We start from the raw sequence: 14,086 nt of genomic DNA, 5'->3' as shown, positions 1-14,086 counted from the left end.
GTGAGGTGACGCGGGGTGCCGTCCCTGGAAGGGGTGAGGCGCGCGATACCGCGTAACACCGCGGCGGTGGTGAAAAAGCGCTGGCCAGACGTGGTGACCGGGCAGAAATCCACATCACAGCGAAAGCCACAAGATCGGGGGGTATTCGGCTCGCCGGACACGGGGCGTCCGCACGGTCGGTGTGGATTTTCCGCTTCGTCCCAGTCAGCTCTGGGCTAAGTGGGTGACAGGTCCACGGTGTGGGTGTGCCCTGCGGTAACCGGAAACCGCGCTTCTGGCGCCCTGACAAGGCATTTCGCGTAAACCCCTGGTCACCAGCGGTATTTCCGCAGGTCAGCACCGCCAGGTTCGGCGGGCTTCGGTGGGGCCCGTTTGGTGTACGCTTCCTGGGCCACGCTGACTCGCTGTGACCGAGCGTAAACCGGTGTTGTGCGCCGCATCGTGCACACCGCATGATGCACCGGCAACGGCGCCGGGCCGGTCCGGCGGGACGGCGGGCGGCCGGGACAGCGCCGTCGGCTGGGGCTGCAAGAGAAGCGACGAGTTCCACCCGTGATGAGGAGAGCCATGCGGTTGAGGTCACGCGGTGCCGCCGCCGTGCGCTCCGGCACGGGTCCGGCCCACCACGCACAGCAGACGCCGGACAGGGAGTCACCTTCGTGACCGTTGCAGGACAGGGCCAAGTGCCTGTGGGACAGCTCCTCGGCCAGCAACCGGAGGAGCCGTCGAAGTGGGCCACGCTCACGCGCTGGCGGGACTGGCGGCTGTCCGCCAAGCTCGCCGCCGTGTCCCTGGTGCCCATCGTGGTCGCCCTGGTGCTGGGCGGGATCACCATCGGCAACCAGGTCGAGCGCTCCGGCAACTACGAGCGGATGAACCGGCTGGTCGAGCTGAACGGCGCGGTCCGCACGCTGGTCGACGCCCTGCAACAGGAGCGCACCGAGACCGCGGCGCTGCTCACCCAGGGCACCGTCGGCAGTTCCCCGCGGCTGGACGCCGCCCGGCAGCTGGTGGACAGCGCGACCGGCCCGCTCGCCGGCGCCACCGGGCACGCCGCGGACGCCGACGACGGCATCCGCGCGCCCGGCGAGGCCGCCGCGGCCGCCGTCGGCCGTCTGCCCGAGGTGCGCCGCCAGGTCGCCGAGGGCCGCCTCGACGCGGTGCAGGCGCTGGCCGCCTACAGCGAGATGACCGAGTCGCTGATCGGCCTGGACACCTCGCTGGTCGCCGGCATCGGCGACGACGCCATCGGCGGCACGCCGAGCGCGCTGCACGACGTGCTGGTGGTGAAGGAAGAGGCGTCCATCGCCCAGTCGCTGCTCGGCTACGGCATCGCGCGCGGCAACCTCACCCCGAGCCAGCTCAACGACCTGCGCACGGCCGAGCTGCGGCTGACCGACCGGCTCGTCGACTTCCGCGCCGCGGCCGGCTCCGCGCAGGAGGCGTTGTTCGACCGCACGGTGATGGGCCAGGACTTCAACACCCGCAGCCGCCTGGTCAACGGCGTGCTCGCGGCCGAGGGCGCCTCCGTGCCGAGCGCATTGCGCGGCATCTCGGCCCAGCAGTGGACCGCGGTGTCGGCGTCGGTGATCGCCGCGTTGAACACCGTCAGCGACAGCCTGGGCGACGAGCTCACCGCGACCTCCGCGGACCTCGCGGACAGCGCGGGCACCGACGCCGGCCTGCTCGCGGTGCTGCTGTTCCTCGCGCTCGTGGTCACCGCCGCGGTCGTCATCCTCATCACCCGCCAGCTGCTGCACTCGCTGCGCGTGCTGCGGGCCGGCGCCCTGGACGTCGCCGACCGGCAGCTGCCTGCCGCGGTGCGCAACATCCAGGAGGGCCGCGAGCAGACCACCGACGTGCAGCCGGTGCCGGTCGGCACGAAGGACGAGATCGGCGAGGTGGCCAAGGCGTTCGACGCGGTGCACAGCCAGGCGCTGCGGCTCGCGGTCGAGCAGGCCAACATGCGCACCGGCTACAGCAGCGTGTTCGTCAACCTCTCGCGCCGCAGCCAGAGCCTCGTGCAGCGGCAGCTGCAGCTGATCGAGCGGCTGGAGCGGGACGAGGAGGACGCCGACCAGCTCGCGACGCTGTTCCAGCTGGACCACCTGGCGACCCGCATGCGGCGCAACAACGAGAACCTGATGGTGCTCTCCGGCGCCGAGCCGGGCCGCCGCTCCGGCCAGCCGGTCACCACCTCCGACGTGCTGCGCGCCGCGGTGTCGGAGATCGAGCAGTACCAGCGGGTCGTGGTGCAGACCCCGCCGGACGCGCGCATCGTCGGGTTCGCCGCGAGCGACCTGATGCGCCTGGTCGCCGAGCTGCTGGACAACGCGACCGCGTTCTCCGCGCCGGAGACCCACGTGACGGTCACGACCCGCGCGAACGACCAGGGCGGCCTGGTCATCGACATCATCGACCAGGGCATCGGGATGAACGAGGCCGAGGTCGCCGAGGCCAACGCCCGGCTGACCGAGGCGGGCACGGTTGACCTCGCGACCTCGCGCCGGATGGGCCTGTTCGTGGTCGGCCGCCTCGCCGGGCGGCACAACATCGGGGTGGTCCTGCACGGGGGCAAGGACATCGCCGGGGTGCGGGCGACCGTCACCGTGCCCGCGGACCTGGTCATGGACCTGCCCGCGCCGGCCCCGGCCCAGCCGGACCCGTCGGCCGCGCTGCCGCGGCGGCGCACGGTCAACGGTGCGGGGCGGCCGGAGGCGCTGGCGAGTTTCGGTCAGGCGCCGACGCCCGGGGATGGTGCGAACGCCCCGTCGTGGGCGCAGAACGGGCACTCCGGGGTGCTGCCGCCGCGGCCGCCGTCGGACCTGGAGATCTCCGGGACCGCGTTGTTCACGCCGATCCCCGCGGAGGGTGCGGAGCCGTCGCCCGCGCCCGAGGCGCCTGCCGAGCCGGAGCCGACGCCGGCCTCGGATGAGCTGCCCAGCGGGAAGGCGTTGTTCGCGGCGAACAGCAGCCCGTTGTCGGAGTGGTGGAGCTCGGCGGCGAACGAGCCGAAGCCGGCCACGCCGCCGCCGTCGCGCCGCGAGACGACGCCGATCTTCGACGAGACCCTGTCGGCGTGGTTCCGCAGCGACGATCCGCCGGCGGCTGCGAAGGTGGCCTCGACGGCGGGTGAGTCCACTTCGGACGAGCCGGAGAGCGCCAAGGCGGCCAGCGGCTGGGACTTCGCGGTCGACGAGAACTGGCGCGCGGTCCAGGCGGCGTCCCAGGTGGAGCCGAAGACCTTCACCGACGCGGGCCTGCCGAAGCGCCGCCGCGGGGAGCAGCTGCTGCCCGGCAGTGCCGCCGCGGAGACCCCGGAGCCGAACCCGCAGCGGGAGATGCCGGTCCGCGACCCGGCCGACGTGCGGGGCCGGCTGAGCAGCTTCCAGCACGGCGTGAACCGCGCCCGCCACGCGAAGCGGGACCAGTCCGCGGAAGCCGCTGCGGGGCGGGAAAGCGCTACCAGCGCGGACGGAGACACTGCGACTACGCAGGGCAGCGCGGGTGCGGGCAGTGCCGCGCCGGGAGCTGCTGCTGCGGCGGGGACTGCTGCTGTGCCGGGATCCGCTGGGCAGGGGAGTGCCCCCGTGCCGGGCAGCGCCGCCGCGCAGGGGACTGGCGCAGTGCAGGAGGGTGCTGCCGCGCAGGAAGCTGCTGCGCAGGGGGATGCTGCTGCGAAGGCGAGCGCCGCGACGCAAGGGGTTAGCGCTGCGCAGGCGGGTGCCGCTGCGAAGGCGAGCGCCGCGGCGCAGGAAGGTGCCGCGGCGCAGCGGGAAAGCGCTGCCACTCCGGCGGAGGGCACCGCCGCCGGGACGGCGCAGCCGGAGACCGGCCTGCCGCGCCGCAAGCCGCGCCCGGGCGCGGAGGCGCCGCAGCTGGACAGCGGCCTCCCGCAGCGCGAGCCGAAGAGCACCGAGGCGACGGAGAGCGGACTACCCCGCCGCAAGCCGAAGGCCGGCGCGCAGGCGAAGGAAGCCGAAGGCGCCGAGGCCGCTCTCCCGAAGGCGAAGGATGCGGACGGCTCGTCGAAGCCCACCGCCACGGACAGCGGCCTGCCACGCCGCCAACCGAAACCCGAGCCAAAGCCCGAGCCCACCGCCACGAACAAGGGCCCCGAGCTACCCCAGCGCGAACCGAAGCCGTCCGCGGAGCCTCAGCCGGAGCCCGGCCTGCCGCAGCGTCAGGCGAAGCCTGCGGCGGGCGCGGACGCTCAGCCGGAGCCCGATTTGCCGCAGCGCCAGCCGAAGCCTGCCGAGAGCGGCCTGGCGCAGCGCCCGCCGGCCGAGACGGCTGCTGCTGCCGGGGCGGAGCCCGGCCTGCCGCAGCGGCAGCCGAAGTCTGCCGAGAGCGGCCTGCCGCAGCGCCAGCCGAAGCCTGCCGAGAGCGGCCTGGCGCAGCGCCCGTCGGCCGAGACGGCTGCTGCTGCCGGGGCGGAGCCCGGCTTGCCGCAGCGCCAGCCGCAGCCTGCCGAGGGTGCCGAAGCTCAGCCGGAGAACGGTTTGCCCCAGCGGCAGCCGGCCTCGGGGCAGGCCGAGAACGGCCTGCCCCGGCGCCAGCCGCGGCCGGTGGAGGGCACCGGGCTGTTCCAGCGTCCGGGCACCGGCGAGGGCACCGGCCTCTTCCAGAGGCCCGAACGCGCCGGTGCCCAGCAGCCCGGACCCGCCGGCGACCTACAGCCCGGACCCGGCGGCGGCCAGCAGCCCGAACCCGCCCGCGCCCAGCAGTCCGGACCCGGCGGCGGCCAGCAGTCCGGATCCACCCCGGACCGCCAGCCGGCCGGAGCGGAGGGTGTCCCGGGTGGCGCCTGGTCGTTCGCCTCGGACGAGAGTTGGGCGGCGGTTCAGACCGTCTCCTCGTCGTCGCCGTCGAACTTCACCGCGGCGGGGCTGCCCAAGCGGCGCCGCGGTGAGCAGTTGCTGCCCGGCAGCGCCCTGTCCCCGGGGGCGCCCGCCCCGGCACCGCGGACACGCCGTGACCCGCAGGATGTGCGTGGCAGGCTGAGCAGTTTCCAGCAAGGTGTTCAGCGTGGAAGGCACCGGACCGCTCAGTCCGCCGACCCCGAACAAGGAACCATGGAGGGTGAATGACCACGCCGCAGCCACAGAACCAGTTCGGATGGCTGGTCAATGATTTCGCCGAGCGTGTGCCTGGCGTAGCGCACGCGGTGGTCGTTTCGGCCGACGGCCTGCTGCTGACCGCTTCGAACCGGTTGCCGCTCGACCGCGCCGACCAGCTCGCCGCGGTGGCCTCCGGGCTCGTCAGCCTGACCCAGGGCGCGGCGCGGTGCTTCGAAGCCGGTGCGGTCAACGAAACCGTCGTGGAGATGGAACTCGGGATCATGATCCTGATGTCCATCAGCGACGGCTCGTGCCTGGCGGTCCTGGCCGCCCCGAACTGCGACATCGGCCAGGTCGCCTACGAGATGACCATGCTGGTCGACCGGGTGGGCCAGATCCTCACCCCCGAACTGCGGGCTCAGCTGCAGGGAGCCGGTGGCCCCCTGATCGGTGAACCGGTGGGATGATGCCGACATGACCACGGGATCCGAGAGTGGCTCCCCATCCGGCGGCGAACCGGAGCCGACGTTCGCCGACGTGATGAACAGCTTCAGCCTGGACTCCGGGCGTGGCCGCTGGAAGCGCAAGAAGCAGCGCGACCAGCAGCCCGGGACCGAAACGGCCGAGGCCCCCGAAGCACCGCAGGCCGAGCAGGCGCCGCCGGTGCCCCAGCCGTCACCGCAACCGGCACCCGCGCCGCGACCGGAGCCGGAGCACCCGGCCCGGCCGGCGAGCCTCTTCGACTCCTCGCCGGGCAGCGGGTTCTTCGACCCGGTGCAGCCCCCGCAGCCGGCCCCGCGCGTGCCGTCGCGCCGCGAGGAGCCGGAGCTCCACCCCGCCGAGGAGACCGCGGTGGTGCGCCCCTACGCGCTCACCGGCGGCCGCACCAAGGCCCGGGTCGCCCTGGAACTGGAGACGCTGATCTCCGTCCAGGACGCCGTCCTCGCCCGGCTCGACGCCGGCGCGCTGACGGTGCAGTTCGAGCACCGCTCGATCATGGAAGAATGTCGTACACCGCGGTCGGTCGCGGAGGTCGCAGCGCTGCTGCGGGTCCCGATCGGCGTGGCCAGAGTCCTCATCAGCGACGCCGCCGATGCTGGTCTGGTCACCGTGCACCGCACGGTGTCGACCAACGACGACGCCGAGGCGCATCTCATGTTGATGGAAAGGGTGTTGAGTGGACTCCGTCGGCTTTAAGGCACCGCGGCAGGCCGCGCCGCAGACCATGACCTCGGCGAAGATCGTGGTCGCCGGTGGTTTCGGTGCCGGCAAGACCACCTTCGTCGGCTCGGTCTCGGAGATCGTGCCGCTCACCACCGAGGCGATGATGACCGACGCGAGCCGCGGCATCGACAACCTCGACCAGACACCCAACAAGGCCACCACCACCGTGGCCATGGACTTCGGCCGGGTGTCGCTGGACAAGGACCTGATCCTGTACCTGTTCGGCACGCCCGGTCAGCAGCGGTTCTGGTTCATGTGGGACGACCTGGTCCGCGGCGCGATCGGTGCCGTGGTGCTCGCGGACACGCGGCGGCTGGCGGACTCGTTCGCGCCGGTCGACTTCTTCGAGGACCGCAGGCTGCCCTACATCATCGGCGTCAACACGTTCGACGGGCAGCTGCACCACGAGCTGAGCGACGTGCGCGAGGCGCTGGCGATCGACGAGAGCATTCCGATCGTGCGCTGCGACGCCCGCGACCGCGAGTCGACCAAGCAGACGCTGATCACGCTGGTCGAGTACGCGATGCGGCAGTGGATCGCGATGCGCACGGCCGGCGCGCGCTGACGCCGGCGAGGTAGCTGGGGAAGTGCCGGGCGGGGGCCCGGCACCCGTCCGGACGACGCCGTCGTCGTGCTGTCCGCCTTCTGAATCGTTACGGTCCCGCGCTGGATGTCGCCGCGGTCACGCTTGGGTTTGCGATAGTAGGAAGTCCAAGTATTTTTGAGGCATGAACGCCTCACTTCACCGGCCCGTGCACCCGGTGCGGTTCGTCACCGCCTCGAGTCTGTTCGACGGGCACGACGCTTCGATCAACATCATGCGGCGCATCCTGCAGTCGCAGGGTGCGGAGGTCGTCCACCTCGGGCACAACCGGTCGGTGGACGAGGTCGTCACGGCCGCGATCAGCGAGGACGCCCACGGCATCGCGATCAGCGCTTACCAGGGCGGCCACGTGGAGTACTTCAGCTACCTCGTCGAGCTGCTGAACGAGCGCGGCGCCGGGCACATCAAGGTGTACGGCGGCGGGGGCGGCGTCATCGTCCGCGAGGAGATTGAGCTGCTGCACTCCCGCGGCGTCGCCCGCATCTTCTCCCCGGACGACGGCCTCCAGCTGGGCCTGCCGGGCATGGTCAACCTGATGATCAAGGAGTGCGACTACGACCTGGCCGAGGTGCCGGCCGGGTCGGACGACGACCTGCTGGCCGGGGACGTCCCGTCGCTCGCGCGGTTCATCACCCAGCTGCAGGCCGGCAGCGTGACCGAGGACCGGCTCGCCCGCATCACCGAGGCGGCGCGGGCCCGCACGGTCCCGGTCCTGGGCATCACCGGCACCGGCGGCTCGGGCAAGTCGTCGCTGACCGACGAGCTGCTCCGGCGCTTCCGGCTGGACCAGGAGGACAAGCTGCGCATCGCGGTGCTGGCGGTCGACCCGACCCGGCGCCGCGGCGGTGGTGCGCTGCTCGGCGACCGGATCCGGATGAACGGCCTGGACGGGGCGCAGGTCTACTTCCGCTCGATGGCCACCCGCCAGGCCAGCGGTGAGGTACCCGACGGCCTGGACGAGGCCGTGCTGGCGTGCAAGGCCGCGGGTTACGACCTGGTGGTCGTCGAGACGCCGGGCATCGGGCAGGGCGACGCGGGCATCGTGGACCACGTCGACTACTCGCTGTACGTGATGACGCCGGAGTTCGGCGCCGCGTCGCAGCTGGAGAAGATCGACATGCTCGACTTCGCCGACGTGGTGGCGATCAACAAGTTCGAGCGCCGCGGCGCCGAGGACGCGCGCCGCGACGTGGCGCGCCAGCTGGTGCGCAACCGCGAGGCGTTCGGGGCCTCGCCCGAGGACATGCCGGTGTTCGGCACCAGCGCCGCGCGCTTCAACGACGACGGTGTGACCGCGCTGTACCAGTACCTGCGCGACGCGCTCGCCGAGCGCGGCCTGTCGGTGTCGGCGGGCCAGCTGCCGAAGGTGGAGGCCAAGGTGTCCACCGGGGCGACGGTGATCATCCCGCCGTCGAAGGAGCGCTACCTCGCCGACATCGCCGCCACCGTGCGCGGCTACCACGAGAAGACGCGGGACCAGGTCGCGGCCGTGCGCAAGGTCGACCAGCTGCGCGCCGCGAAGGGGGCGCTGGCCGCGGACGGCGCGGACACCGGCCCGATCGAGGCGCTGCTGGCGAAAGCGGAGTCCGAGGTGGACCCGTCGGTGGCCGGGCTGCTGGAGCGGTGGGACGAGCTGGCCGAGTCCTACCGGCAGGAGGAGCTGGTCGTCCGCATCCGGGACAAGGAGCTGCGCACCCAGCTGTGGCGGGACACCCTGTCCGGCAACCGGATCCCGCGCGTGGCGCTGCCGCGCTACACCGACCGCGGCGAGCTGCTGTCGTTCCTGCGCCGTGAGCACCTGCCCGGCTACTTCCCCTACACGGCCGGCGTCTTCCCGTTCAAGCGGGAGGGTGAGGACCCGGCGCGCATGTTCGCCGGCGAAGGCGACGCGTTCCGCACCAACCGCCGGTTCAAGTACCTCTCGGCCGACTCCGAGGCGAAGCGCCTGTCGACGGCGTTCGACTCGGTGACGCTGTACGGGCACGACCCGGACACGCGACCGGACATCTACGGCAAGATCGGCACCTCCGGCGTGTCCATCGCGACGCTGGACGACATGAAGGCGCTCTACGACGGGTTCGACCTGACCGCGCCGAACACGTCGGTGTCGATGACGATCAACGGCCCCGCGCCGACGATCCTGGCGTTCTTCCTCAACACCGCGATCGACCAGCGGATGGACGCGTTCCGGGCCGAGCACGGGCGCGAGCCCACGCCGTCGGAGGCCGAGGACCTGCGCGAATGGACGCTGCGCCAGGTGCGCGGCACGGTGCAGGCCGACATCCTCAAGGAGGACCAGGGGCAGAACACCTGCATCTTCTCCACCGAGTTCAGCCTGCGCATGATGGCCGACATCCAGGAGTGGTTCATCGAGCACGGGGTGCGCAACTTCTACTCGGTGTCGATCTCCGGCTACCACATCGCCGAGGCGGGCGCGAACCCGATCTCGCAGCTGGCGTTCACGCTGGCCAACGGGTTCACCTACGTCGAGTCCTACCTCGCCCGGGGCATGCACATCGACGACTTCGCGCCGAACCTGTCGTTCTTCTTCTCCAACGGCATGGACGCCGAGTACTCGGTGCTCGGCCGGGTCGCGCGGCGCATCTGGGCGGTCGCGATGAAGGAGCGTTACGGCGCCAACGAGCGGTCGCAGAAGCTGAAGTACCACGTGCAGACCTCCGGCCGGTCGCTGCACGCGCAGGAGATGAGCTTCAACGACATCCGCACCACGCTGCAGGCGCTGTGCGCGCTGTACGACAACGCGAACTCGCTGCACACCAACGCCTACGACGAGGCGATCACCACGCCCACGGAGAACTCGGTGCGGCGCGCGATGGCCATCCAGATGATCATCAACAAGGAGTGGGGCCTGTCGAAGAACGAGAACCCGCTGCAGGGCTCGTTCATCATCGACGAGCTGACCGACCTGGTCGAGGAGGCCGTGCTCACCGAGTTCGACCGGATCGCCGAGCGCGGCGGCGTGCTGGGCGCGATGGAAACCGGGTACCAGCGCGGCAAGATCCAGGACGAGTCGATGCTGTACGAGCGGCTCAAGCACGAGGGCACGCTGCCGATCATCGGCGTGAACACGTTCCGCAACCCGCACCCGGAGGACGACGAGGTCGAGGTCGAACTGGCGCGCGCGACGGAGGAGGAGAAGCAGTCGCAGCTGACGCGGCTGGCCGACTTCCAGCAGCGGCACAGCCACGACGCCGAGCAGGCGCTCCAGGCGCTGCGCGAAGCCGCCACCCGGGGCGACAACCTGTTCGGGGTGCTGATGGACGCCGCGCGGGTGTGCTCGCTCGGCCAGATCACGGAGGCGTTCTTCGAGGTCGGCGGCCAGTACCGGCGCAACATCTGACGCGGACCGGGGAACCGGGTCGCAGCCGGTGTGATCCCGCTCCGGACGTCCGGATCGTCCGGAGCGGGAATAGCGCGCCCGGGTGCGGAAGTTGGGTCGGAGCATGAAGTTCGGGATCTCGACGTTCGTCACCGACGAAGGCATCCGTCCGGGCGCGCTCGGCCGCGCGCTCGAGGAGCGCGGGTTCGACTCGCTGCTGCTCGCCGAGCATTCGCACATCCCGGTCAGCCGGGAAAGCCCCTACCCGGGCGGCGGTGAGCTGCCGCGCGTCTACTACCGCACCCTCGACCCGTTCGTGGCGCTGACCGCGGTCGCCGCCGAGACCCGTGACCTGCTGCTCTTCACCGGCGTCGCCCTGCTGGTCCAGCGGGACGTCATCCACACCGCCAAGGAGGTGGCCAGCCTCGACCTGCTCTCCGGCGGTCGGGTGGCCTTCGGCGTCGGCGTGGGCTGGAACCGCGAGGAGATGCGCAACCACGGCACCGACCCGCGCACCCGCGGCGCCCTGATCGACGAGCAGATCCAGGCGCTCAAGGCGATCTGGACCCAGGACGAGGCCGAGTTCCACGGCGAGCACGTCGACTTCGACCCCATCTGGCAGTGGCCCAAGCCGGTGCAGCGCCCGCACCCGCCGATCTACGTCGGCGGCGAGAGCGAGGCCGCGCTCACCCGGCTCGCCAAGCACGCCGACGGCTGGATGCCCCGCGCCCACACCCCGCCGGAGGAGATCAAGCGGGTCCGCGCCTGGCTGGCCGAGCAGGGCCGCACCGACGTCCCGTTCACCGTCTTCGGCGCGGGTCGCAGCGAGGAGGCGCTGGCGGGGTACGCCGAGGCCGGCGTGGAGCGCGTGACGTTCCTGCTCGGCACCCGCCCCGAGCCGGAGACGCTGACCAAGCTGGACGAGCTCGCCGCACTCGTGGAGGGCTACCGGTGAAACTGGGCATTTCGACGTTCGTCACCGACGAGAGCGCGCGGCCGGACGTGCTGGCCAAGGCGGTCGAGGACCGCGGGTTCGACGCCCTGTTCGTCGCCGAGCACTCGCACATCCCGGTCAGCCGGGACACCCCGTACCCGGCGGGCGGTGAGATGGCGCGCGCCTACTACCGCGCGCTCGACCCGTTCGTCGCGCTGACCGCGGCCGCCGCCGCGACCACGACGCTGAAGCTGGGCACCGGCATCACCCTGCTGATCCAGCGGGACGTCCTGCACACCGCGAAGTCCGTCGCGAGCCTGGACCTGTTGTCCGGCGGGCGGTTCCTGTTCGGGGTGGGCGTGGGCTGGAACCGCGAGGAGATGCGCAACCACGGCACCGACCCGCGCACGCGCGGGGCGCTGCTGGACGAGCAGATCCAGGCACTCCGGACAGTGTGGACGAACGACGAGGCCGAGTTCCACGGTGTGCACGTGAACTTCGACCCGGTGTTCCAGTGGCCCAAGCCCGAGCGGGACGTGCCGGTCTACATCGGAGGCAACAGCGCCGCGGCCCTGGAACGTGCGAAGCGGCTGGGAGCCGGCTGGCTGCCCAACGCCCTGCGCGACCCGGAAGCGGCGGCCGAGCAGGTGGCGCAGGCCGGATCGGTGCCGGTGACCGCGACGTCCGCCCCGCCGGACCCGGCGCTGCTGGACGCCTACGCCGAGGCCGGTGCCGAGCGCGTCACGCTGGGCCTGCCGGCCGCCTCCGAGGGTGACACCCTGCGCCGGCTCGACGCGCTGGCCGCGCTGGTGCCGCGGTTCAGCTGAGCGGGCTGCGGGGCGGGCGGTAGTGGTGGCGCTCTGCGCCGGTGCGGGGTGCTCGTGCCGCATCAGCTGGGCGAGGGTTGCGGGGCTGCGGTGCCGTGGCCGGCATGTGGCAGTGGTGCAGGCATTCTGCGCCGGTGCGGGTGCTCGTGCCGCATCACCTGGGCGAGGGTTGCGGGGCTGCGGTGCCGTGGCCGGCATGTGGCAGTGGTGCAGGCGCTCTGCGCCGGTGCGGGTGCTCGTGCCGCATCAGCTGGGCGAGGGTTGCGGGGCTGCGGTGCCGTGGCCGGCATGTGGCAGTGGTGCAGGCATTCTGCGCCGGTGCGGGGTGCTCGTGCCGCGCGTCAGTCGACCAGTGATCCCAGGGCTCGGGTGCCGGCGGTGAGCGCCGCGGGCAGCGTGCGGTAGTAGCGGGACGGCGCGCTGCTCAGGACGACCACCACGTACCGGGCGTCCTCGCCGAGCAGGCCCGTCGTGTTGTATACAGCCTGCGTACCGCTGGTGCCCCAGCCCTGCTTGATCGCCCACGTCGTGCCCGGCAGCGCGTCCGGGATGCCGAAGAACTGGTTCGTCCCGTCCGAACCGGCCTGGGACGCGTGGTACATCGCGTTGTAGAGCAGGTCGCGGCCCGCTTGCGGCAGGGTGTCCTCGATGTAGTTGTAGACCTTGACCACGTCCGCGGCGGTGATCTTCGTCGAACCCCACTGGCCCGGCGAGGACGGCGGTTCGGTGCCGGTCAGCTGCATCAGCTCCGCCATGCGGGTCACGATCGCGGTGCCGCCCTGCTGCACCCACAGGCTGCTGGCGATGGTGTCGTCGCTGGCGGTGATCATCCGGGTCAGCCGGCTCTGGGTGGCGGAGTCCGGCAGCTCCCATTCGTTGTCCCGCAACACATCGAGCGCGATCAGCAGCTTGACCAGGGACATCGAGCAGAACTGCCGGTCGGCATCGAGCTGGGTCAGCACGACGCCGGTCTCCCGGTCGTACACCTCGATCCCGGCCTCGGCGCTCGCCACCTTCTCGCGCATCAGCGCCAGGGCCCGCGCGGCGATGTCGTCGTTCTCGGCAGGCGCCGGCGACGGGGAGGCGCTGGCGGTCGGCGTCGGATCGGGCTGCGCGCTCTGCGTCGCCGGCGCCGCCGGTGCGCTCACCTGCACGACCGAACTCGCCGAGGAAACCCGCGGCTGGTGCTGGATCGTGAAGGTCAGCATCGTGACGGCGCCGAACACGGCGGCCGGGAGCACGACCTTGCCGGCCGTCCTTCTTCTCATGCCCACACAAACGCGGGCTTGATCAGCGCCTGTTGCAGGCGGACCCCGGTTTTCCGTGATCTACAGGGAACTTACAGCCGCCTGCCAGACGGCTCCCGGCAATCGTGACGGCGAGCGACGAAAGGGTGTCAGCGCGTGTTGTCCAGCAGCAGGTGCACCGACAGCTCCAACCGGTTCGCCACGTCGGCGGCGGAGGCGCGCCGGGTGACCCACGCGACCAGGTTCGCCATCCACACGTCGGCGATGAGGTGGAAGACCGCGCGGTCGTGCTCGGTCGGCTCCGCGATGCCCATGGCGCGCGCGAACATGCTCTCCAGCAGCCGCCCGACCTGCTCGACCTCGGCGGCGGCCGTGGTGTCGGCGAACATGAACGCCCGGACCATCGCCTCGGTCAGGTGCGGATCGCGCTGCATCAGCCGGGTGTTGCGGCTGAGCACGAAGATGAGCCGCTCGCTCGGCGTGTCGCCCGGGATGCTCGACCGCTGCAGCTTCTCGTGCGCGCGCTCGAACTCCCGCGCCAGACCCGACACCAGCAGGTGGATCTTCGACGGGAAGTAGCGGTAGAGGGTGCCCAGCGCGACGTCGGCCTTCTCGGCCACCGCCCGCATCTGGACGGCGTCGTACCCGCCCTTGGACGCCAGCGCCAGGGTCGCGTCGATGATGCGCCGTCGCCGGTCCCGCTGCGCGGCGGACCCGAGCTCGTCGCTGGACAACGCGCTCATCCCGTTCTTGGGTGGGGTGGACGTCTTCGCTTTCGCGGCCATCGGCACCTGCTCCGGAACTTGTTTCAGTTTCACCCGACAGCTTACCGGTCCGCCTGCTGATCTCG

At 71.8% G+C, this 14,086-nt stretch carries 9 protein-coding genes; 7 read left to right on the top strand and 2 right to left on the bottom strand.

What is annotated here, in order from left to right:
• Positions 1-689: 689 nt before the first annotated feature.
• The 7 genes from L1857_RS27080 to L1857_RS27050 all read left to right on the top strand — a co-directional run bounded on the left by L1857_RS27080 (position 690) and on the right by L1857_RS27050 (position 11,989).
• Positions 690-5,090, top strand: coding sequence for a nitrate- and nitrite sensing domain-containing protein (locus L1857_RS27080; protein WP_429728417.1), 4,401 nt, complete (start codon positions 690-692; stop codon positions 5,088-5,090).
• The gene (locus tag L1857_RS27075) at positions 5,087-5,527 is read left to right on the top strand and encodes a roadblock/LC7 domain-containing protein (protein WP_094008270.1); all 441 of its coding nucleotides are present in this window, start codon (positions 5,087-5,089) and stop codon (positions 5,525-5,527) included. Before L1857_RS27080 ends, L1857_RS27075 begins: the two co-directional genes overlap by 4 nt.
• Before the next feature lie 7 nt (positions 5,528-5,534).
• On the top strand, positions 5,535-6,257 hold the full coding sequence (locus tag L1857_RS27070; RefSeq protein WP_116109927.1) for a DUF742 domain-containing protein: 723 nt from the start codon (positions 5,535-5,537) through the stop codon (positions 6,255-6,257).
• On the top strand, positions 6,238-6,849 hold the full coding sequence (locus L1857_RS27065) for a GTP-binding protein (protein ID WP_094008268.1): 612 nt from the start codon (positions 6,238-6,240) through the stop codon (positions 6,847-6,849). The genes L1857_RS27070 and L1857_RS27065 overlap by 20 nt, the downstream gene beginning before the upstream one ends.
• Positions 6,850-7,012: 163 nt before the next feature.
• Complete coding sequence (gene icmF, locus L1857_RS27060) at positions 7,013-10,249, top strand: fused isobutyryl-CoA mutase/GTPase IcmF (protein ID WP_116109926.1); 3,237 nt, start codon at positions 7,013-7,015, stop codon at positions 10,247-10,249.
• Positions 10,250-10,352: 103 nt separating this feature from the next.
• Positions 10,353-11,183, top strand: a complete 831-nt coding sequence (locus tag L1857_RS27055; RefSeq protein WP_116109925.1) for an LLM class F420-dependent oxidoreductase — start codon at positions 10,353-10,355, stop codon at positions 11,181-11,183.
• A complete protein-coding gene (locus tag L1857_RS27050; protein ID WP_116109924.1) occupies positions 11,180-11,989 on the top strand; it encodes an LLM class F420-dependent oxidoreductase in 810 nt (269 codons plus the stop codon). The genes L1857_RS27055 and L1857_RS27050 overlap by 4 nt, the downstream gene beginning before the upstream one ends.
• A gap of 341 nt (positions 11,990-12,330) precedes the next feature.
• Here the strand turns inward: L1857_RS27050 and L1857_RS27045 are convergent, their stop codons facing one another.
• Positions 12,331-13,257 (bottom strand): serine hydrolase, encoded by a 927-nt coding sequence (locus L1857_RS27045; RefSeq protein WP_240323100.1) that lies wholly within the window; start codon positions 13,255-13,257, stop codon positions 12,331-12,333.
• Between the two features lie 128 nt (positions 13,258-13,385).
• Entirely contained in the window at positions 13,386-14,021 is a 636-nt protein-coding gene (gene kstR / locus L1857_RS27040) for a cholesterol catabolism transcriptional regulator KstR (RefSeq protein ID WP_094008263.1), read from the bottom strand.
• Between the last annotated feature and the right edge of the window lie 65 nt (positions 14,022-14,086).

Origin of the sequence: Amycolatopsis thermalba (genome assembly GCF_023376025.1) — a bacterium.
Lineage (GTDB): Bacteria > Actinomycetota > Actinomycetes > Mycobacteriales > Pseudonocardiaceae > Amycolatopsis_E > Amycolatopsis_E thermalba.
Note: the sequence above shows the minus strand (reverse complement) of the source record. Positions and strands in the feature narration are given on the sequence as shown.

Excerpts from the sequence above, each read along its gene's own strand:
- L1857_RS27075 (WP_094008270.1), top strand. The coding sequence starts at position 5,087 with ATGACCACGCCGCAGCCACAGAACCAGTTCGGATGGCTGGTCAATGAT.
- kstR (WP_094008263.1), bottom strand. The coding sequence starts at position 14,021 with ATGGCCGCGAAAGCGAAGACGTCCACCCCACCCAAGAACGGGATGAGC.
- L1857_RS27045 (WP_240323100.1), bottom strand. The coding sequence starts at position 13,257 with ATGAGAAGAAGGACGGCCGGCAAGGTCGTGCTCCCGGCCGCCGTGTTC.
- L1857_RS27070 (WP_116109927.1), top strand. The coding sequence starts at position 5,535 with ATGACCACGGGATCCGAGAGTGGCTCCCCATCCGGCGGCGAACCGGAG.
- icmF (WP_116109926.1), top strand. The coding sequence starts at position 7,013 with ATGAACGCCTCACTTCACCGGCCCGTGCACCCGGTGCGGTTCGTCACC.
- L1857_RS27055 (WP_116109925.1), top strand. The coding sequence starts at position 10,353 with ATGAAGTTCGGGATCTCGACGTTCGTCACCGACGAAGGCATCCGTCCG.